Below are 22,545 nucleotides of genomic sequence, written 5' to 3' on the forward strand. Positions count from 1 at the left end.
TGATTTTTCATTCTGACCGCGGAGTTCAGTACGCTTGCAACGAATTCAGATGCTTACTGGAAAAAAATCCTTTGATCATCAGAAGCATGAGCAGAAAAGGAAATTGCTGGGACAACGCAGTAGCGGAGAGCTTCTTCAAGACGCTCAAAGCTGAATGTGTGTATCAGCATAAGTTCACAGACAAAGAGCAGGCAGCACTCATCGTTTTTGAATATATAGAGACTTGGTATAACCGTAAAAGATTACATTCTACACTGGGGTACTTGTCCCCAGAAGAATTTGGTAGAAACTTAAATAAACAAAATATTGCCGCTTAACTAAATGTCAACTTTAATGTTGCAATTCCACTCCTTACCTCTATAGAATTAATTCTACTAGCGATTAGAAATAGTTCTACTACACTAGTGACACCTACACATTAGATTTGGTCAGAACATTATATCCTGATCAATAATCCTACCTATGGATGGCTCTTTAACTATTTTAATTTTCCTGGGAATTCTTTTTTCCCTCCCCATAATTCTCAGGCTTCTTTTTTGTAAAGAGTCTGAACATAAATTAGCTAATATTTTACTCGCTATTGCATTTCTTTCCATTGTAATTTATGCCTTAAATTATTTTCTTTTCTTAACAGGGGTTATCCTCGATATTCCTGTCTACTATAGAATTGCAAAACCATTCTATTATTTGATTCCTCCTTGTATATATTTATATGTTATACTGGTTAGTTCAGCTGATAAGCCTCGTTTTTTTTGGTGGCATTTCCTTCCTGCGGCACTAATGGTATTAGATACTATCCCCTGGCTTCTGATGGGCAGCAGTGAAAGATATGACATCGTTTATTCTATTTTAAAAGACCCTGCCAAAGTATATGAAACTGTATATAATATATTTCCAGTCTGGATTCATGCGGTTTTAAGGCCGGCCCAGGGAGTAATATATATCTGCTATTTAACTATTCATCTGCAAAAAATGAAAGATGATAAGAAGTATAAACTTGATACTGCTATCTATAAAAGTTATTATCAGTGGATATGGGTTTTAGTGTTTTCAAAAACAGCTATGTATTTTTCTTTAACCTGCTACACCCTGATTGCTTACCTGAATATAGAGCAGTACGGTATCACCAAGCAGGCGATATATCTTCCAGCAATGTCCATGTGCATTTCCTTTATTTTCTTATGCAGTTATGTATATACGCATCCATCGTTAACATGCGGATATACGCCGAAAGTAAAAGAGAAATCCACAAATTATTTTAATGCTGAGACTGCAAAAACCATCTACCCGGTTTTCACAGCTGAAGCCTTACTAGTTTATCAGAATTGTATTGAACTTCAATTGAAAGATAATTATCTATTTAAACAGAAAGGCTTAACGTTTCAACAGCTGGCCAAGTATTGCAGTGTTCCAAAACATGCTTTCTCTTTTTTGCTGTCAAACGTTTATGGCAAGCATTTCAATAATTATATTAATGAATACAGAGTCTGTTATATTATTGAAAGGCTGAATAGTAAGCAGTGGAAAGAATTAACTTTAGAGGGGCTGGCAAATGAAGCGGGTTTCTCTTCAAGAACAACTTTTTTTATTGCTTTTAAGAAAAAAACAGGAATGAGCCCGACATTGTATCTTCAGAAAATCAATACAGCGCAACTGTCCATTTCCTGAAAACGCTGATCTCAGGCCATTTTGTGTTCCGATTCTATCCTTTTTGTTCTGATAACGTACAAATTGCAATTGATATTATCAGAATACGAAACTTTTTCCCTTTGTTTGAATATAAGGTAACTTAACATCATCTAACTATAAAAACGAAGCACATGCACGATTACTCTCATCTACCTGAACTTAAACGCCAGCTATTGGTTAAATCCTGTATAGAAATTATCAAACCCTCAGATTGTAAAAACATCTCCCGGGAGATCTTCAAATGTCTGCATAGAAATATCAGCGCAACTACGCTCAAAAGGTTCTTCGGACTCGCTGCACAAAATCATAAATTCTCTCTTTTCACTGTCAATACGTTAACGGATTATGTAAATTCAAATGATTCTGGTAAGGGTATTCATTCAAATCTTCCGACGCAGGAAGATAATTTGCTCTTCATTAAAGGGTACATCATGTATGATAAAGAAAATTTAACTTCCAATTCAAAGACTCCTTTGAATTTCTACATCAGAAGAGCAGAGAAGATGAATATTTTAAATCACCTGAAAGATATTGATCAAAGAAGTCATAGTAAATTAGTCATTGTATTAGATGTGGTCAATAAACTTAAGACCACTAACTAACCTGATTTTATCTGGCTGCCTTCCTGTACAATTCCGTTCACCTAAGTCCGATAATGAACACCTTACTGTATCTTAGTTCTGAATTAATGGCTCTATAAGCGTTACGATCGACATGTTTACTTTGGCATGTTGATTGGCTTGTACTTGTAAAATGGTATCAGACTAAAATTATATTATGCTTAAAAACTATTTGAAGCTTGGCTTTCGTCACCTGATTAAACATAAGGCCTCTTCATTGATCAATATTTCAGGACTTGCATTAGCTGTAGGATGTTGTTTAATGGTTTTCGAGTATTCTTATTGGGCAACGCATCAGGATACGTTCAATACCAAAATAAACCACCTGTTTGTTATTGAAAGCGTAACTGACAAAAATGGAAATCAGCAGTATCATGGCGGCAGCCCTTCCCCTTTAGGCCCGGCGCTTAAAAATGACTTCCCGCAGGTTAAAAATATGGCCCGCCTGAATTATAGTAGTGTAGTTATCAAACAAAAGGAGAACCTCTTCAGGGACAAAGTCGCTTTTGTTGATGACGACTTTTATAAAATGTTCGACTATACTGTAAAATGGGGCGACAAGAAACATTTTACAGACAAAGACGGCATCGTACTTACTTCAGAATTATCGGAAAAGCTATTTGGTCATCGCAACGCTGTTGGAAAAGTGCTGTCGATCACTTTTAATGTAAATGGCCGGACTGTAGCAGAGAATTTTATCGTTAAGGGTGTTTTCAGTAAATATCCTTCTAATGCTTCCTTCAGTTTTTCTGCGCTTGTACCACATTCCAGAATGGTTTCTTTAGGGATAAACAAAATCGGTGATTGGAGTGAGTCCACTAATATCACCTTCATTGAAACAGCTGATCAAAAGACACTTTCTTCCATTAAATCTCAGGAAAAAAAATATATTGATTTATACAATGCGGTACACCCTGATCATCAGTTAACATCCTTCCATTATCAAGCGCTAAAAACTATGAATTTTCATTCCTACAAGGTAACCGGAAGTTCTTTTAGCACAATGGAACCTATAGGCTTGATTATGCTCGTGGTAATTGCCATTTCCATCTTATTGATGGTGTATTTCAATTATGTAAATATTACGGTAGCCTCTGCCTCCGGTCGCCTGAAAGAGGTCAGCGTCAGAAAGGTACTGGGCAGCAGCGGCAGACAGCTTATCTTTCAATTTATAGTTGAAAACGTTATAATTTGCACCATTGCAGTATTTATTGGATTGTTCCTGGCAGAGGTTTTCTTTTTCCCGTGGTTTAGCGCAGTAGCAGGATTTCAATTGGGTACAGGATTTTTCTTAAACTTCCGCACCTGGACAGTTGCACTGCTTCTTATCCTGGTTTCTGCTTTAAGCGGCGCGTTATATCCTGCATTTTATATCTCCCGTTTAGATACAGTAAGTATGATGAAGGGAAATGCTAAAATGGGCAGTAACAACCGTTTCAGAAAGGCTTTGCTGGGTATTCAATTCTTCCTCACCTTTATTTCTATCGCCACTGCTATTGCATTTATGCAGGAAACCAAACAGATCAAGAACAAATCCTGGGGTTATCAGCCGCAAAACAATGTAGTGGTCACGCTGGATAACAGCTCCACTTATAAAACTTTTAAAGAAGAATTAAAGCGCAGTAAAAGTATAGTCTCAGTTACTGGATCGGTTCAGCCTGTAGGGCAGTATACGAAAGAGATTTTGATTAAAAATGAGGGTAAAACTGAGCAGGTTAAAAGTATCAGTGTATTACCAGGATTTATAAGTCAGCTGGGCATAAAAGTTATGGAAGGCAGAGATTTCAGCGAAAACCAGTTAACAGACCAAAAAGATGCTGTCATTGTCAATCAGGCATTTTTAAAAATGATGAACTGGTCAACTGCTATTGGAAAACGTATTCAATACCATAACCATAATTATTTAGTGGTCGGACAGGTCAATGATTTTCATTATGAAAGTTTTGAGTATGGAGTGTCCCCTATGCTATTGACCAGCGCCACACCCGAAGAAGTGAAGTTTGTGTATATCAAAAGCTCATCCAATCTATTTTTAAGTGCGCGGGAAGAAATCAAAAGCATCTGGCAGAACATATACCCCAATCTTCCGTTTGATTTTTATATACAGGATGATGTATTTAGCGGATATTTCAAGGGTTTCTCCATAATTTCAGAAGTATTAGCGGTTACTTCTCTGCTGATGACCGTTATCTCCATTTCAGGTGTTTTCGGACTGGCCCTTATTATTTTAGGAAAAAGAATGAAAGAAATCAGCGTCCGCAAAGTCCTGGGTGCTGACCTGGTAAACATCATGTACTTGATATATAAAGAGTTTCTGTTCGCGCTTACAACGGCAATTATAGTGGGTATACCCCTTTCTTTTTTCCTGACGACCAAAATGTTCGGGCAGTTATCTTCTGATTCTAAATTCTCTTTATTACCTATTGGATTATCAATGATCATACTGATTTGCACCACTTTAGTAAGTGTATCATGGCATATATTCAAGGCTAATCAGGCCAATATGTCAAAATATTTAAAGCAAGAATCTTAAAAAATATGACTAATTTTTATTTCACATTTTTCTTATTGCTGATAGCCTTAAGTACCAACGCGCAGCAGCATCCTGTAAGACTGCTGAAAAACACTTCCTGGGTTCAACAGGGTTACGGAAGGTACTTAAAGATTGAAGATAGTACATATACTTACTATAATGCGAATAGCCTGAGCTGCAAGGCCCTGGCAGAGGGCAAGCTGGACGGAAGGTTCTCTGTCGTTTCCCTGGATAACAATAAAATGGTACTTAATCCGGGAGGAATTGTAGACTACATTTTTACGCGCGTTGATACGTTGCCTCCAAAATGTACACACATGGACACCACGGCAGCTTCATATGAGGAGAACTTTAAGGTTTTCTGGGAAACCTTTAATGATAATTACGCCTTTTTCAGGGAACGAAATGTAAATTGGAAACAGGTTTATCAGGAGTACCTGCCAAGGGCACAAAAGATAGATTCTCCAAAGGAGTTTAGTAATATGCTCCTGAAGATCGTCAAAAAAATAGGTGACGGTCACATCAGGCTGGAAATTCCGGATTCCCTGAAAGCAAAAGCAGTTGTGGCAGCTCCGGCAATCAAACGTAAAAAGGATGATATTATTAAGGCTATACAGGAGCGCTATTTAGTAAATACACATGCTTATAATAATGGGGTTATCAGCTGGGGGAAAGTGAAAGGAACACGAACTGGTTATATCCTGATCAAGGATATGAATGGCTTTGCGAAAAAACAGGATAAGGGCAAAGATTTCAGGTCGCCTTTGGTGGAGTTCGAGGAGGAGCTTAACGGCGTTGACCAGGTTATGGAAAAAATCCTGGCCGACATCGGGAAGTCAGATGCTATGGTTATTGACCTGCGTTTCAATGGCGGCGGATTGGAGACGGTAGCTTTAAGACTTTTGAGTTATTTTGTTAGCGGGCGTAAACATGTTCTTTCTGTAGCGGCTAAAACTCCCCAGGGTAATACAGCTAAACAAGCCTGCATTTTACAGCCGGCAAATAATGCTTATCAAGGTAAAGTGCAGTTGCTTTTGAGTGGTAATACAGCGAGTGCGGCAGAGATTTTCGCCTTGGCTGCACTTAGTTACCCGGAGATTAAAATAACAGGTTCCAGAACTGCTGGTATTTTCTCAGAGATACTCTGGAAGGAACTGCCTATTGGATGGGAGTTTAGTTTATCCAATGAGATTTATACTGACCCCGCCGGAAAAACTTATGAGGGAACAGGTATTCCAGTAAGTCAGGATATGAATTATTCAGGAAACCGACTGGATTTCTATAATAGTTTTTACAGTGGTGATCGTTTTACTGACGTGGCAATGGATCAGCTCCATCAAAAGAAAGCCTCCGAATAGTAATATTCAGAGGCTTTCAATCAGAGATTAGTTATCAGTCATTAATTTATTTAAAGAAAGTTCATCTGAAGAAATTGGCCAGATATACCCACTTTCAGCAGGACCTTTAGATGGTGCGCTTCCTTTAGCCGGAATAGCAAGCAATAGCCTTGTTAAGTCAGGGCCTCTTAAGCCTTCACCCAGGAATTCTATTCTCCGCTCCAATAACAGTGCGTCAGTAAATTCAGTAATCGATGCAGGGGCGATTATCGTAGTTGCATCTGAGCGCTGACGTACGGCATTGATCAACAAAAGAGCTTGTGGATCAATTGAATTAGAGCTGCGCACCCTTGCTTCAGCAAGATTTAACAATACTTCAGACCACCTGATTACTGGTGCCCAGTCTGTGTAAGGACTCGGAGCTGTAAATTTAGCGAGGTATTTCTTACCATCGGCTTTGTTAAAAATCAAGGCCCTTCTTTTATCGGCTGCTTTCCATTCGGTATTTGCCAGTACTCCTGTTGAATTCAAAGAGTATTCTGTTGTTCCGGGTACACTTGCTGTCATATAAAAATAAGAAGCCAGGGAGTTCTGAGTACCGGGATTATCAAGCGGAATTGCAGAAGAAGTCATTGGCAATGAAAATATAGATTCGGCAGTCGTGTAGGTTTTAAATACTGAGGCAAGATCGGCCTGCATTTCATTTGGAACACCACTTGTTGCTTTAAAAGGTGCAACAGCCGGAACTATTTTATTGGCTTCAGTGATGACCTCAGCGTATTTTCCCATGCTCAGATATACCCGGGTTTTTAAAGCGATTGCTGTATTGCGATGTGCTCTGGTTACATTAGATGTAGTATTTGTTAAAGCCAGATTGGTTTCTGCAAAATTCAGATCTGCTATAATCTGATCATATATCTGCGCTACGGTACTCCTGACCAGATCGGAAGATCCCGGAGCGGTAATCCCTGTTAACCTAAGCGGTAATCCAGGTTTATTACCATTTCCGTCTAAGTAAGGTCTTGCAAATACCTGTAGCAGGCTATAGTAGGATAAGGCCCTGATTAACCTGGCCTCAGCAATATATTTAGCGGTTGCAGGAGCGCCTACTACTGCTGTCCCTTTTGCAGTCATGCCGTCAATAAAGACGTTACATCTGTTTATAGTAAGGTATCCTTGTGACCACAGCGTTTTTACAGAAGTTGCACTATTCGCCACATTCATACTCCATACATCGGACGCGGTAACCAGGTTACTGGTTTCATTGATAAAGTCTTCTCCTCTTAAATTTCCATAGACCACATATCTGCCGCCATAGAAGTTGCCGTTTTTTAAAGACCCGTATAAGGATAATGCCTGATTTTCGATACGTAAGGCGGTATCAAATGCGTTATCACTAGCGACAGTGGTTTGAGATACTGGATTAAGCAATTCTTTTTTACAGGCAGCTGTTAGTAGCATAAAGCCGTATAATGCCGTTATAAGTATATATTTTTTATTCATGATTTTCTGTTTTGATCAATTAAAAGCTTACACTAAGTCCCATGGTATAGGTTCTTGAATTCGGACCGGAGTTTCTATCTGATCCTTGTCCGCCTGGATTTAAACCATTAGAAGCCACTTCCGGATCAGGACCTGGGTATTTTGTTATAATCGCAAGATTCTGACCGGCTACAAAAACCCGGAGGTTATTGATCTTCGCTTTTCCTAAAATCGATTTAGGAAAAGTATATCCGAGAGACAGATTCTTTAATTTAACGAAATCAGCTTTAAACACGTTAATATCTAATGGAATAGTGTTACCGTAAGAAACATTATCCCCATAAACTGCTCTTGGAAAATCGGTTACGTCTCCTGGTTTTTGCCAGCGGTTCAATACGTCTACGGCATTATTCCAGTAGCGCTGATCGTGCAGACCTGCATTGGTTCCATAGGAAACATAAAAGCCCAATTGATAGGTTAACATCACGTTTAAATCAAATCCTTTGTAACGGAATGTATTGTCAAATCCACCATAAGCTTTTGGAGAGGAGTTTTTATACATTACCGCATCAGCACTTTGCGTAATTGCTGGTGCTGTGGTTCCATCGTCAAGATATTTCCAGTTAGATTGTCCGGTTGGCACAATATGCTGATAAGTTACCTTCCTGCCGGCAGCATTTAAAAATATACGGTTTCCTGTAGCCTGGTCTACACCTGCGGTTTTAACTACATACAAATATCCGATGGAGTAACCTGGTGCAGTCCTGTTTACATTCTCTCCTGTTGAGGTACTTCCAGTAGCAAAAATGATTTCTTTCAGACCCGGAGCCAGTGAGGTGATCTCGTTTTTGTTAAATGAGATATTGAAATTACTGGTCCAGCTGAATGCTGCAGTTTGTATTGGGGTTGCATTCAATGAAAATTCAAATCCTTTATTGTACATGGTACCTGCATTCAGTAAAATACTGGTCGGCACACCTGTAGATGGGGCTTGAGGAACATTAATGATCAACCCGTCGATGTTATTTTTATAATAAGCAACTTCAGCTGTTAACCTGTTGTTCAGAATTCCGAAATTGAAACCTATATCAGTTTTTTTACTGGTTTCCCATTTCAACTGTGTATTACCAGCGGCATTATAGATAGAAGTAGCTGCACCGCCGTATAATCCTGAAGTAAATGTTGTTAAGGTAGCGTAATCGTCAATACCTCCGATATTACCCACTTTACCGTAACTACCTCTTAATTTAAAACTGCTGAAGATATTTCCCAGGCTGCTGTTTTTCCAAAAGTCTTCTTTAGTGATTTCCCATCCGGCAGAAACACCCCAGAAAGTTCCTTTCTTCTGGCCTAAGGCAGAGTATTCATCTTGTCTTAAGTTACCGCTCAGGAAATACTTTCCGTCAAAGTTGTAGTTTAAACGTCCAAAATAAGATAACAAGTAGTTCTCTCCATAGATCATTGAAGAAGCATTATTTAAAGTGAAACCAGCTTGTACCACATCATAATTCGGATCTGCTAATCCCTGACGGTCTATACCATAACCAGTAACAGTGTTTCTTTGCTGCTCCTGACCAAGTAAGGCATTAAAGTTATGCTTGCCTGTAGTTAAATTTGCCTGCGCGGTATTTGTCCAGACCCAGTTTTTTCTTTTTCTGAAGATACCAAGGGCCTGACCGTTCAGCCCCTGCCCTGGTCCGTGTACTGGATTGTAAAAAATATCATTGTCAGAATTGATGTTATCAATTCCATAAACAGATCTCAGCGATAGCCATTTTAAAGGATTGATCTGTATATAAGCGTTAGATTGAATATGATCTACTTCATTATTTTCTCTGTTCTTAGAAAGTACTTGTGCAAAATTATAAAACCCAACCTGATTACCACTTACCACGTTGTTCATTGGTCCTACAAAGGTAGCGCCCAGATTAAAGCTCCCATCGTTATTGTAAGGAGAAACATTAGGTGCATTAACCAGCGCAGTTCTGGCTACACCAGAAGTACCATAGGCATCACCATAGCTGGACCCTGAATTGATACCTGCAAGGTTCTTCTCATTTGAATAGGACAATTTACCTCCAATGGTCAGATAATCATTGATTTTGCTATCTATATTAAATAATGCGTTTAATCTTTTAAAGCTGTTCTTAATGTAAATACCTTGTTGATTGGAGTAACCTGCACCCATGTAATACTTGGTATTTTCAGTACCACCAGAGATATTCGCATTATGATTCTGAGAAAATCCGGTGTGGTAGGCATAGTCATACCACCTGGTGTTGATTGGCTGCCCGTCCGGCCCGTTAGTTAATGCAAATTTCGGTAATTGCGAAACTCCGTTAACTATAATATTTACACTGCCTGCCCGAATTGAATTCGCATTGGCTACTGCTTCATTTTTATAATCTGTATACTGAAATGCGTCTAATAATTTTGGCAAACGGTAAGGGCTTGACCATCCGATCCAATTGTCATAGTTTATTCTGGGAACTCCTGTTTTACCTTTTTTAGTGGTCACGAATACCACTCCATTTGCTGCCCTGCTCCCGTAAATAGCAGTGGATGCTGCGTCTTTTGCGATGTCAATACTCTCAATATCATTTGGATTGATGCTTGCCAAAGGATTTGTTGCCGCAGCGGTTAGTGAGGCTACATTTGAAGCATCACCCGAGGTAGCAACAATACCGTCAATAACAAATAAGGGTTGAGAGCTCAATGAGATTGAATTTGTTCCGCGAATTCTAAACACGGGTGGTGAGTTTAAAACTCCCGAAGGAACAGTAATCTGAACTCCGGAGGCGCGTCCTGCTAAACCGGCTTCCAGACTTTGAATCGGTTTTTGTGCAATTGCGGCCCCGGTTACCGAGGAACTGCTCCCTGTAATTTCTCCGCGTTTTTGTGTGCCGTAACCGACAACAACAACATCGCTCAATGTTTGTGCACTGTTTTCCATCAGGATATTCAGTACAGCTGATCTGCCGATTACTTTCTCTTGTGTGATAAAACCGAGAGAGGAAATTTCAAGTGTAGTTACTGACGCGGGTACTTTAACAGAGAATTTCCCATCTGCTTTAGTCTGGGTACCGCCTTTAGCGCCTTTAAAACGAATAGTTACGCCTGGTAGAGGCAGCTGGTCCTCTTTGGCTGTGATCGTGCCGGTAATGGTCCGTTCCTGAGCTATTGCAAAATTGGCACATAGCATCATCACGAAAAAGATCGTTAGAATTTTCTTCATAAAATTTAGTTTAGTTTTAGTTAACTTGTGGTTAGCTGAATATAACAATTCTGATACAATACAATATGGTAGATAAAACAATTTAAAATTATATGAACGCAAAATGACTTAAAAAATACAATTCGACTAGTGAACGTGACTAAAAAACACAACAAACAACGAATACACTGTAAAAAATAATCAGTGCCCCTATAATTTTATAGAAAAAACAATGATTCAGCCTCTTAAAAAAGTATAATTACTAATAAATTCATGACTTAAAATAAAATTCATAAAAATAACAGCTGTTTAAACATTAAAATATTGGGAAAAAGACATGAAAAACTGAACAACAACCACTAAAAACAAAAATATCCTTACCCGCTTACGCAGATAAGGATATTTCAGTATGTTTTATAAGGACTAAAAATGATAACCGATTGTTCCTAATGCAGTTCTTGGCCTCATTGGTTCAATGGTACTCCAGCCTTTATAATATTCTTTATTCGTTAGATTGTCTACTTTAAATGCAAAAGTAAAAGCTTTTATACCATATGAAACTGAAGCGTTCAGCACGGTATAAGATGGAAGTGTAAATACGCCTGTAGTCGCTCTGTTCAAGATCAGATTTTTCCCTGCATAATTTCCGCCAAAACCAAAGCCTAATCCTTTTACAGCGCCATTCATAATTTTGTAGCTAAACCAGGCATTGATAAGATCTTCCGGTCCTGCACTTTCAGGTCTTCTTCCTTCATAATCTTCACTTGCTCCTGTTAACTTACTCGTGTTTTTACTGTAACCTGCATTAATATTAAAACCCGGGAAAGGATTGGCTTGTATTTCGACCTCAAATCCTTTACTATAGTTCTTACCTCCTTGTGAAACATCATTCTGGCCACTGTTCAAAACCACATTAGCGACGCGGATGTCATAGTAACTTAAGGAAGCGGTTAATTTACCCGCAAATAAATCTGTCTTCACCCCTGTTTCCCACTGATTGGCATGTTCTGGTTTGAAGTTTTTCGTAGAAGAAACTCCATCAATAGAAACATTTACTGGCTGAACATTGGTAAAGCCATTCATATAATTTCCAAAAACGGAAAGTTTATCTTTGAATACCTGGTAGACTAATCCGAATTTAGGGGATAATGCGGTCTGTGCATATTTGTCTGCAGCTGCAATTGTTTGTCCTCCATTCTCAAACCTGTCTACACGCAAACTAAACATCCCTGATAGCGCTGGTGTGAAGTTTAAGACATCCGAGAAATAAGCGCTATAAACCTTTTGATTTGTATTGCTATTATTATTACTCCCTGCCGCAGCTATTGCTGCATCTGCACCTGCTCTGGTCAATATACCTGTGTCATTACCACCAAGGGTAACCAGGCCTAAACCAGCGTAAGCAGAGCTTTTATCGATGAATGTTCTGCTAAAGTAGTCCAAACCAGCAACAATCCTGTTGCGCATACCAGCAATATGAAAGTCACCGATGAAGTTTTGCTGAATGTCGGTAGTTCTTGTAGTAGAATTCTGGTCACTGATATAACGGTCGAATTTAGAAGATCCCGCAACAGATTCAGACGATTCATATAAGTAAGAATAATACCCATCTGATTTTGCAGAACCTATGGAAATCATAGTCTGAGAATTCCATTGATCTGATATTTTATAATTTATTTGTCCCTGCATAGTGGCAACCGGAGTCTTCATACTCAAATCATTACTAGTATAGGATAACTTAGGATCATAGTTTAAACCAGCAAGATTATTCACTTTCAGCGCAGTACCTCTGTCGAAAAATAACATGGTAGGGTTTGTACCTTTTGAGCTTAAAAATTGAGTATTCACCACGAAGGATAACCTGTCATTAACTTTGTAGGACAGCGATGGCGCAATAAATCTTGTTTTCTTAAATCCAGCATCCTGAAAGCTGTTTTCATTATGGAAAGCTGCATTCACCCTGAAAAGTAATTTATGGTCTTTATCAATTGGGGTATTAAAGTCTGCAGTTGCTCTATTCAATCCATAACTTCCTGCGGTATAGGTAACATCTGTTGCGGTACCATCAAAGGGCTGTTTGGTTATAGTATTAATCAATCCTCCGTAAGAAATCAAGCTGCTTCCGAATAAAGTTCCTGATGGGCCTTTAAGCACTTCAATACGTTCTACATTGGAAACATCAAGACTCCCATTAGTTAAACCTGGCAAACCGTTGACCAGCGTAGGCTGAACGGCAAAACCTCTGAGAGAGAAATAGCCTGCACCATCACCACTACGCCCTGTAGAAGACCATAATTTATCAATTCCAGGAGCGTTTTTTAGGGCATCATCATAGCTGGTGATCACCTGTTCTGTCATCAGCTCCTTAGAGATAACGGAATAAACTTGCGGGTTTTCGAGATTCTTTAAGGGCATTTTCGCCACAAATTTACTTTCCTTTACTGCGAATTTGTTAGTTTTCCCACCGCTAACGATGACCTCATTTAATTGCTGGCTAGAAACGGTAAAGGTCAGATTTGCCATTGTGGTTTCCCCCGCGATTACGGTTATACTTTGGGAAACTGAGTTTAAACCAACTAAACGTGCACTTAATGTATAAGTACCGGCCGGAATATTTTTCAACAGGTACTGACCGTCTTTATCAGTTGAGGTATTGGCGACGCTCTTGATAGCAACCATGGCCAGCTCTACTGGTATACCATCTGATGTTTTTATAATCCCTTTAATTCCTCCTGTTTGTGCGAAGGAAACTGAAGTAACCAGCAAAAGAAAAAATGCGGTGACAACGATTTTTGTTCTAGAAAAAAGCATAAATATTGGTGTGTGTTGTTTGAGGCAACAAACTTACAATATCATCTGGCTACTAAGTAGTTATTATTTAGACTGATTTAAAACAAGACATTTTAATGACAAATAAACTACAAAGAGAAATAAAACTTAATGGCAGATAAAACTATTTAGTTACGCTAATATGTTTTTTATTCATCATCTAATCCCTTTCCACTGAGGATTTGCGGTATATACTTCTCCATCCTTGCCTCCCTGGTTTTAGCTTGTTTGGCCGTAGAGAAATAAAGATAATATGCTTTTTGCCTTCCCGGTGTTAATGTTTCAAAAGCAGTTTTCAAAGCAGGAATCTCTGTTAATTTCTTTTGAAATTCTTCAGGGATCAAAGTTGCTGTATTCGCATTAAAATCCACTTTCAAACCTGACTTATCTACTTCAACAGCTTCATAGATATAGGTTTTCAGGACGGACTTCATTTCAATAATTTCCAGTAAATGCGTAAACCTGATCTGACGCGCCGATTGCGTATTTTTAGTTTGCTGGATAAGTATACCATGGGTATCATTTAAAAGGGCTCCTTTGAAAAACAAGATCGCACAGTATTCTTTAAATACATGCAGTAAAACTATATTGCTTTTCTCAAATTGATAACATGGAACACCCCATTTCAACTCTTCAGTTAATCCGCAGTCAAGAACAATCGTTCTCAATTGCTCTAATTCCTGCTGCCATTTTTTGGCTTTATTGAAGTAAAAATCAACCTTAGGATTCATATGGTTCTAGTTTAATTTACTTTTTGAAATACATCCCGTTTTAAATTCATTACTAAAATATAGGTAGTTATTCAGCCACGCAAATTTTTATGTGTTTTTTTAAGATCCTTATCTGCAGCCCAGATAAGGATCTTTTTTAATTAAACTTCTTCTCCTAAAAACCGGTGATAACTGTCATCCATTTCTTCCAGCCAGGCAGTATGATGTTTCTCTGCTTGAGTACCAGTTAATACGGAAGTATAGGTTTGATCACGGTATCTTAAAATATCTGTTTCTTTATCTTTAAGCCATTGTTTAAATAATACGGCAACTGCATCCAGGTTAAAGGAAGGATAATCTGTCAGAGAGATTAATTCTTTAACATAATCCGTTTGAAAATCAACCTGGTCTTCGTGGGTTGTACTCTCTGATGATTTTTCAAGCCAGTAGTCCATGTCCCTCCTTCTCTGCTCCTGATCAGGTAAATCTATTTTTCCCTGGATCAGATCTCTGGCAAACCAGGCCTGGGTATCGAACATATTGAAAGTATAATATTGGTCTTGCATCCCTAAATAGATCAGTTGAGGTAATTCGTTAAATACAATCCCTTTATACAGGTTATCCGGGTACAGACAATTCTGTGTTTTTAAGCGCAAAACATCTGGCAGGTAAGGAAATTTATGTTGATAGCCTGTGCACATCACCACTGCATCAAAACTTTCCGCTGTCCCATCATCAAAATGGGCCACATCATTTTCAAAATGTGTAAGTAAAGGAACTTCTTTGATCCCATCCGGCCAGTTTAAACCAATTGGATTAGTTCTGTAACTCAGAGTGACAGACTTCGCACCATGTTTATAACTTTGTACGCCAATGTCTTCGGCAGAATAACTGCTGCCTACCAGCAGCACATTCTTATCTTTAAACTGATCTGCTCCTCTAAAGTCATGTGCGTGCATAATTGTGCCTGGGAAATTTTCAATTCCTTTAAAATGTGGCATGTTCGGCGTGGAAAAATGGCCACTGGCAATGACTAAATAATCAAAAACTTCAGTATAAGTCTTATTATTAACTAAATCATCCAGTACAATGGTAAATTTCTTCGTTTTATCGTCGTAATCTACCCAACGTGCTGCGGTATTAAATCTTATAAATTTTCTGACATCACTTTTCTCTACTCTTCCTTTGATATAATCAAAAAGAACAGATCTTGGAGGGTAAGAAGAAATTGGCCTGCCAAAGTGTTCATCAAAAGTATAGTCTGAAAATTCCAGGCATTCTTTTGGTCCATTTGACCATAAATAACGGTACATACTCCCATGAATTGGCTCTCCGTATTTCCCAACACCTGTACGCCAGGTATAATTCCACAGGCCGCCCCAGTCTTCTTGCTTTTCAAAACAAACAATATCCGGAAGCTCCTCTCCTTTTTTCTCTGAAGATTTAAATGCTCTTAATTGTGCAAGACCGCTTGGGCCTGCACCAATAATTCCTATTCTTGGTTTCATAATTATTCTATTTGTTGTTTGATATTTTAAACAACATCCCGATAGGTCAATAAAAATGAAATGAATTAGTCGCAGTGCGGAATAATACTGCTGATTTTATCCTTCGAAAGAATAAAACTGAGGTGGTATTAATATAAATTTCTCCTGATTTAGCTGCGGGAGATCAGCATGATAAAGTGTGTGGTATGCCAGGTATATACTCGTTAAATATCTCATTATTAAATTGCATCGGAATGTTCTAAAATGACAATATACATAATCAGGCCCGCAATTCTTCCTTTGTAACATGCTATTGACGCTTCATAAAAGTATAAATCTTAAATTATATTCATAAGTAAGAGATCAATCACTTATATTTGTTTTAGTAAATTAAGCTGATGCGCCCAAGAAATAAAGAGAAAGAATTGTTAGTTAAAGAACTGACCATTGAAATGTTGGTTACCCATGGTTTTGAGAGCTTTAGTGCCAATAAACTGGCGAAGGCTTGCGGTATATCAATGGCTACTTTGTACATCTATTATAAGGATAAGGATGATCTGATTATACAGATTGCCAGCGAAGAAGTTGCGAAAATGAGGCAGGCAGTGATCAAAGGTTTCGATCCTGAAGCCAGTTTTGAACAGGGATTGCATGTTCAATGGAAAAACAGATTTGAATACCAGATCGCAAATCCCGTTTTAAGCCTGTTCTTCGAATTACTGCGTTCCTCGTCTTATCAGGACAAGATATATAGTGGTTTCCGTGACGATTTTGATCATATGATCCGCAGGTTCATGAAAAACTCAATTGACCGGGGAGAGATTATCGCCATGCCAATTGAGGTTTACTGGTCGGTTGCATTTTCTCCCCTGCAATCATTGATCCGCGCCCATTATGAGGGACAAAGACCTGGTGGAAGCACTTTTATTTTAACGGAAGAACTTGTTTGGCAAACGTTCAAACTGGTGCTCAAAGCACTTAAAGTTTAAACATCATCGGATTTAATATTACTCACCTTTTAATTTAAAAATAATGAAACTAAATCACATTGGATTTGCAGTTACTGAGGTTCCTGCAACTGTAGAAATGCTGGAAACTTATTTTGGTATGGTACGCGCGCCGCAGACTCCGGTCAGTTCAAAAATGGCATTTTTACTGGATAAGAATGGCTCATTAATTACCTTTTTTAAAACTGATGATGCTGTGTATCCTCAAATCTTTCATATCGGGTTCATGCAGGAAACTGTTGAGCAGGTAAAAGAGCTTCACGAAAAAATAACAGCCGGCGGTTATAATCCGGAAGAAATTCGGGAGGAACATGGAAGAATAACTTTCTATTTTATGGCTCCTGGAGGGTTCATGGTCGAGGTCAATTCTTTGATTGAAGAAAAGCGTCCGGAGTTAAAGGATAAAGTGAACAGCAATTAATCGTTTAATTAGCTTATATTTAGGTAAGTACAAGTAATTGTATTGAATGGAAATTAAAGGCGGGGGTGTATAGTGGTTGTTTGAATATGATGAGTTAATACGTCTTTTATTTTATAAAAGAATGATAAAAACACTAAAATTTCTAACCTTAAAACTATCAACATGAATTTAATTGAACTATTAAAAAGTCAGGTGAGTGATTCTTTAATCTCATCTCTGAGCCAGAAAGCTGGCGTAAGCGAGGACCAGGTAAAAACTGGTTTCGCTGCTGGTATCCCCGCCGTTTTAGGGGGTATCCTGAAAAATGGAGCTGGAGCAGACCCGGGTTTCCTGAGTAAAATACTACCTGGCCTGCCTGGTACTGGTGCAGTCGCAGAAAGTGATCCTGAAGATTTATTAAATAGTAGTGAAGGTTCTTTACTGGACAAAGGAAAGTCTTTGTTAGGTGGTTTATTTGGAAGTGATACTGGTGCTGTAACGGGCGCACTGGCTACTTCCACCGGATTAAGTGCTGAAAAATCTTCAGGATTAATGGCTATGATCGCTCCATTGGTTATTGGATTTATTACCAAAACAATGGCAGGTAAGGGCTGGAGTTTTTCTGACCTCTTAGGCAAAATATTTGAAAGTAAATCTGAGATTACCGCAGCGCTGCCACAAGGCTTGAGTGACTCTTTAGGTTTAGCAGGTCTTAACCTGCCGAAAGTACCTAAGGTGGAGATACCTAAAGTAGAAATCCCCAAGGTAGAGGTTCCTAAAGTAGATCTACCCAAAGTACCCCCTGTAAATTATGGAGCGGTGCAGGATACCAAGTCTGGTGGTGGATTCTTGAAATGGCTGATCCCTTTGCTGATTATCATCATTGGTGCCTGGTGGATTCTGGGCAGATCCGGGTGTAATAAATCAACAGTTGGCAGTGCTACTGATTCTTTATCAAATAAGGTCGATTCAATGAGTTCTAAAATGGACTCTGCCGGCGATGCCATGAAAGCGGGAGCCGCTGCTTTAAGTAGTACTGTTGCTGGAAAGGTGAATGAAGCAGGAGATTTTGTGAGAGATCTGGGTGCTAAAATTGACAAGAAATTACCTGATGGTACAGTTATAAGTATTGGGGAGAACTCTGTAGAAAGCAGGCTGATCGCATTTATTGAGGATAAGAGTAAACCTGTGGATAAAACTACCTGGTTTACATTCGACAGATTGTACTTCGAAACTGGAAAAAGCACGCTAAAAGCGGAGTCGCAGGAGCAATTAAAAAACATGGTGGCTATTTTAAAAGCATATCCTGAGGTTAATCTAAAATTAGGCGGCTATACTGATAATACAGGGGATGCTGCAATTAATAAGAAAATATCAAATGAACGGGCTAACGCCGCCATGCAGGAACTGGTAAAACTGGGTGTGGATGCTAAGCGTTTAGCAGCTGAGGGGTACGGTGCAGAACATCCGATTGCCAGTAATGATACTGCTGATGGAAAAGCTCAAAACCGCCGTATTGATATACGTGTAACTAAAAAATAATTACAGTTGATTAAAAATGTCCGGCAGAATTCCTGCCGGACATTTTTTAAGTTATTGGCCCGGTTATTTCAATGAGCGAAGGGTACTTCCTTCAGTCCCCACTTCAAGAAGATGTTTGGCCCCGCATTTCAGTGCGAAGTTTGCGCGCTGATGTCCTGAGGGAAAATTGAAACAAACCGGGTAATCATATTCCTTTACTTTTTCGTTCACAATTTCCTCAATGGTTTTGCCAAATATTTCTCCCGGATCATCTGGTTTTGCTTTAAAGCCTCCAATAATCAACCCGGCAAGATGTGCTAGTTTCCCGGTACGTTTTAAATTCCAGAACATCCGGTCAATATTGTACAAATATTCGCCCGTATCTTCTAAAAACAAGATTTTGTCCTTCGTATCCAGATCTGATTTTGTACCGGAATTACTTGCAATAATGCTGAGGTTCCCCCCTATTAAAATCCCATCTGCCCTGCCTGTACGGTTCGACTGCGCAGCCGGAGCAGTATATTTAAAATCTTCGCCAGCTAATGCTTGCCGGATTGATAAGATTGTAGAAATCTGTATGGGTTCTGCTTTAGTCCAATCATCGGGAAAGCTATTACACATTTTAGCGTGCAGGGTGGCAATACCAAAATTCTGATTGATATGACAGTGCAAAACTGTGACATCACTAAATCCGATTAACCATTTAGGGTGTTTGATGAATTCAGTAAAATCCAGCTGATCAATAATACGCACGATACCATATCCGCCTCTGGCACACATTATCGCTTTAATAGCCGGGTTATCTAATAGGTGCTGAAGGTCTTCGAGCCTTTCATTGTCTGTACCTCCATAGGTAAAATCTTTTTTTCCTATAGCTGAACCAACTGCGGTTTTATAACCCCAGCTTTCCATAAGCTGAACAGCGGGTTGGATATTTGCTAAGCTAATAGATCCCGCAGGACTGGTAATCCCTATGGTATCACCTGGTTTCAGGTATGGAGGAATTTTTGGCTTATTGATTTCTTCTTTTACAGCAGCATTAGCCCAGCTTTTGAAGGTGGAATATATTGCTCCTGAAGCTACCAGGGAAGAAATAAAATATTTTCGGTTCATAGGCTAATTATTCGCTATTATTTACTGGCAATAAATCGCAAAACCAGAATCCACTATTGCTTTTTATGGGTTGGGTTGAACAGGAGTCCGCATCTGTTTCAGGGGCCTGATATTCTCTGTAAACCTTTTCCCCTATTTCAAAAGGAATAGGTTTATTGAAAATAGGCCCATCGAAGCAAAAGGTGTGGAATTCACCATTCTCTCCGCAAACATCTACATTCGGGGGCAAATCTTTAATAAAATCTGCATCAATAATTCTTCCTGCAAATTCCTGACCGAGTAAATCTGCTTTGATACAAACCAGGATAGACTTAAAACCGAGGTCAATAAATTCAGTGAGCAATTTCCTGGTGTCTTTTTTCCAAAGGGGAAAAACAGATTTTATAGTTAACGCTGATAATTGGTTCTCTCTGTATTTCCTCAGGTCTTCTAAAAATATATCACCAAAAGCAGCATGCGTAAACCCTTGTTGTTGTAAAGTGGAAACTTCCTTTTTCATCAGCATTTCATACTCCTGCATGGAGGGTTGTTCTGGCAATTCTATAGTACTGTATGGAAGGTTCAGCGCATTGATTTGAAGTTGATACAGTTCTCTGCGAAGACCGTGCATACTAACCCGGTTATGTTCTTGATTAACTGAGGTAAGCAGATGTTCTACGCTATAGTTTTCATCCTGCATCAGATAGTGCAGCGCAAGGGCAGAATCTTTGCCTGTACTCCAGTTAAAATATGTTTTTAGTCTACTCAATTGTATGTTATTTATTTTTCAATATAACAATTCGTATAAATATAAAAATAGCGATAATAATACCTATGATTAATGGAATCAGTATTGGTTTAGCCCGGCATTTAAAGTCTCTTTCAAGTTCACTGTTCCAAAATAATTCATACATAACCAGGGTTACTACACTGTTAGCTATATATCCAAAACCTATACCATCCAGCTTCATAAAGCTCAGAACAAAGGGTAGCGACACAGTATAGAAGACACCAAATAAAGCTACCGGCCACATTCTTCTGCCAGTTGCTTTACAGTTTACAGCCAGCATATATGCACCTAGAAGAACAGAAAATAAAATTGAAAAAGTATAAACAGCAGTTTTAGTATAACATTCTGGAGCGCCAAAATATTCATCTATATTTTCAGTCCAGACTTCTTCTTTTCCTTGTAAGGTCTGTATTGTTCTCACATTAAGCTTTCCTGCTATATCGCTCGTTACCGTTTCAGGTAATTCAACATTTCTATGCTTTAATTCAGCAAGCGCTAATTGAACTGCTTCCTCTGTATGTTTATCAATATTATTGATATAAAACAATAATTCTTTATCAGTTTTCTTTGAAAGTATTTGTTTAAGGGCACTCATTCAGACTGGGAGGTTATATTTATTCACAACAAAGGTCACCTGTTTAGGGCAACCTTCGTCGTAAATATAATATGAAATTAATTATTTATCCTTCTTCTTCGCTATTCTTCATTTTCATTAAAATCGCATAAGCATTTTTGACTACAATTGATTTCACATCCAATGGTGATTTAATTTCAACAAATCCGTTGTTAATCACCCCGGTTTCTACTTTTCGCATTCTGAATTTATTTCCTCCCTCTGCGGAAAAAACATATTCTTTATTCTCCCATTTCACTACTGCGCTTTCCGGAACTGCGGTTACGCTGTTATTGTTTAATTCAATAGTGGCATTCATAAAAGTACCAGGCAATAAATCTTTGCCGGAATCTTTCAGGTCACAATGTACACTGGTTGTACGGTCTTCGCCTATGTTTGGTGTAATCAAATGAATAACAGCCAGGTATTTCTTCTCCGGATGTTTATTGGTTGTACAAACAATCCTTTGTCCTTCTTTTAATTTAGAGGCATCATTTTCAAATACAGTCAGGTTCACATGTAAAGCTCCCGGGTTAATGAGCTCGAATAAAACATCTGAAGAAGTAACGTACTTCCCGGTATTTACGTTTACTTTAGTAACGTATCCGCTGATAGGGGCATAAATATTAATTGCTCTTGAAATATTATTCTCATTCAGGGCATTCGGGTTCAAACCGATTAACCTGATCTTTTCGGCTAGTGAACGCGCAAGGATTTTCTGACTGCTGAATTCACTTTCTGCTTGCTGAAAAAGCTTATCGCTTGTTGCCTTTGTAGCATTTAAACCTTTTTGACGAATATAATCTGCTTCTGCAAATTTCAATTTACTCTTTGCTGTCAGATAGTCTTGTTGTAACTGAATGTATTGCTGATCTTCTATGGTTGCCAATATACTTCCTTTAGCAACCCGCATTCCCGGAATCAGCATCATCTTTTTAACATAGCCGCCTAATGGGATACTGATGGATACCATATTTTCAGGTGGTACATCAACCACGCCGTTCACTTTTAGGATCGTGTGCATTTCCTTCTTTTCAAAAGGCCCGGTTTCCACTCCTGAGTTTTTGATTTGTTCTGGTAAAAGCTGCACCAAATCTTCATCGGCTTTTATTACTGGCTTTTGCTCTTGTGCATCCGTCTTTTCCTCTTGCTGCTTATTGCTGCAGGACGAGAATAAAATGAGCAAAAAGGACGCGAATAGAATTACTTTTTTCATCTGTT

The 22,545-nt window shown here is 38.7% G+C and carries 18 protein-coding genes; 8 read left to right on the top strand and 10 right to left on the bottom strand.

Going from position 1 to position 22,545, the window contains the following annotated elements; translation table 11 throughout:
* A partial coding sequence (locus LY11_RS16360; protein WP_170132707.1) for an IS3 family transposase occupies positions 1-317 on the top strand: 317 nt, incomplete at its 5' end.
* A gap of 111 nt (positions 318-428) precedes the next feature.
* Here LY11_RS16360 and LY11_RS26740 read toward each other — a convergent pair.
* Complete coding sequence (locus tag LY11_RS26740; RefSeq protein WP_170132708.1) at positions 429-596, bottom strand: hypothetical protein; 168 nt, start codon at positions 594-596, stop codon at positions 429-431.
* A 184-nt stretch (positions 597-780) separates the two neighbouring features.
* Between LY11_RS26740 and LY11_RS16365 the strand changes: the two genes are divergently transcribed.
* From LY11_RS16365 to LY11_RS16380, 4 genes are all read left to right on the top strand, one after another.
* Positions 781-1,668 carry a helix-turn-helix domain-containing protein gene (locus tag LY11_RS16365; RefSeq protein ID WP_170132709.1) on the top strand — a complete coding sequence of 296 codons (888 nt, stop codon included), beginning with the start codon at positions 781-783 and terminating at the stop codon, positions 1,666-1,668.
* Positions 1,669-1,820: 152 nt separating this feature from the next.
* Positions 1,821-2,291: a hypothetical protein gene (locus LY11_RS16370; protein WP_146610860.1), complete on the top strand. Its 471-nt coding sequence runs from the start codon at positions 1,821-1,823 to the stop codon at positions 2,289-2,291.
* A gap of 175 nt (positions 2,292-2,466) precedes the next feature.
* A complete protein-coding gene (locus LY11_RS16375) occupies positions 2,467-4,842 on the top strand; it encodes an ABC transporter permease (protein ID WP_111634728.1) in 2,376 nt (791 codons plus the stop codon).
* 5 nt (positions 4,843-4,847) lie between these two features.
* Positions 4,848-6,200: a S41 family peptidase gene (locus LY11_RS16380; RefSeq protein WP_111634729.1), complete on the top strand. Its 1,353-nt coding sequence runs from the start codon at positions 4,848-4,850 to the stop codon at positions 6,198-6,200.
* Between the two features lie 27 nt (positions 6,201-6,227).
* On the opposite strand, the gene LY11_RS16385 is transcribed toward LY11_RS16380, so the two are convergent.
* The 5 genes from LY11_RS16385 to LY11_RS16405 form a co-directional block, all read right to left on the bottom strand.
* Positions 6,228-7,682: a RagB/SusD family nutrient uptake outer membrane protein gene (locus LY11_RS16385; RefSeq protein WP_111634730.1), complete on the bottom strand. Its 1,455-nt coding sequence runs from the start codon at positions 7,680-7,682 to the stop codon at positions 6,228-6,230.
* Positions 7,683-7,701: 19 nt separating this feature from the next.
* Positions 7,702-10,896: a SusC/RagA family TonB-linked outer membrane protein gene (locus LY11_RS16390; RefSeq protein WP_111634731.1), complete on the bottom strand. Its 3,195-nt coding sequence runs from the start codon at positions 10,894-10,896 to the stop codon at positions 7,702-7,704.
* A gap of 402 nt (positions 10,897-11,298) precedes the next feature.
* Positions 11,299-13,686: a TonB-dependent receptor gene (locus LY11_RS16395; RefSeq protein ID WP_111634732.1), complete on the bottom strand. Its 2,388-nt coding sequence runs from the start codon at positions 13,684-13,686 to the stop codon at positions 11,299-11,301.
* 167 nt (positions 13,687-13,853) lie between these two features.
* Positions 13,854-14,435 (bottom strand): YdeI/OmpD-associated family protein, encoded by a 582-nt coding sequence (locus tag LY11_RS16400; RefSeq protein WP_111634733.1) that lies wholly within the window; start codon positions 14,433-14,435, stop codon positions 13,854-13,856.
* 140 nt (positions 14,436-14,575) lie between these two features.
* Positions 14,576-15,922, bottom strand: coding sequence for an NAD(P)-binding domain-containing protein (locus LY11_RS16405; protein WP_211321581.1), 1,347 nt, complete (start codon positions 15,920-15,922; stop codon positions 14,576-14,578).
* Positions 15,923-16,299: 377 nt separating this feature from the next.
* Between LY11_RS16405 and LY11_RS16410 the strand changes: the two genes are divergently transcribed.
* From LY11_RS16410 to LY11_RS16420, 3 genes are all read left to right on the top strand, one after another.
* Positions 16,300-16,890, top strand: a complete 591-nt coding sequence (locus tag LY11_RS16410; RefSeq protein ID WP_111634735.1) for a TetR/AcrR family transcriptional regulator — start codon at positions 16,300-16,302, stop codon at positions 16,888-16,890.
* 43 nt (positions 16,891-16,933) lie between these two features.
* Positions 16,934-17,329 carry a VOC family protein gene (locus LY11_RS16415; RefSeq protein WP_111634736.1) on the top strand — a complete coding sequence of 132 codons (396 nt, stop codon included), beginning with the start codon at positions 16,934-16,936 and terminating at the stop codon, positions 17,327-17,329.
* Positions 17,330-17,491: 162 nt separating this feature from the next.
* Complete coding sequence (locus LY11_RS16420; protein WP_111634737.1) at positions 17,492-18,850, top strand: OmpA family protein; 1,359 nt, start codon at positions 17,492-17,494, stop codon at positions 18,848-18,850.
* Positions 18,851-18,913: 63 nt separating this feature from the next.
* Here LY11_RS16420 and LY11_RS16425 read toward each other — a convergent pair whose 3' ends face one another.
* From LY11_RS16425 to LY11_RS16440, 4 genes are all read right to left on the bottom strand, one after another.
* Positions 18,914-19,942: a S66 peptidase family protein gene (locus LY11_RS16425; protein WP_111634738.1), complete on the bottom strand. Its 1,029-nt coding sequence runs from the start codon at positions 19,940-19,942 to the stop codon at positions 18,914-18,916.
* A 7-nt stretch (positions 19,943-19,949) separates the two neighbouring features.
* Complete coding sequence (locus LY11_RS16430; protein WP_111634739.1) at positions 19,950-20,690, bottom strand: Dph6-related ATP pyrophosphatase; 741 nt, start codon at positions 20,688-20,690, stop codon at positions 19,950-19,952.
* A gap of 7 nt (positions 20,691-20,697) precedes the next feature.
* Positions 20,698-21,306, bottom strand: a complete 609-nt coding sequence (locus tag LY11_RS16435; RefSeq protein WP_111634740.1) for a hypothetical protein — start codon at positions 21,304-21,306, stop codon at positions 20,698-20,700.
* Positions 21,307-21,391: 85 nt separating this feature from the next.
* Positions 21,392-22,540 carry an efflux RND transporter periplasmic adaptor subunit gene (locus LY11_RS16440; RefSeq protein WP_111634741.1) on the bottom strand — a complete coding sequence of 383 codons (1,149 nt, stop codon included), beginning with the start codon at positions 22,538-22,540 and terminating at the stop codon, positions 21,392-21,394.
* Between the last annotated feature and the right edge of the window lie 5 nt (positions 22,541-22,545).

The sequence above is a fragment of the Pedobacter cryoconitis genome, from assembly GCF_003259615.1.
Taxonomy (GTDB): Bacteria; Bacteroidota; Bacteroidia; order Sphingobacteriales; family Sphingobacteriaceae; genus Pedobacter; species Pedobacter cryoconitis.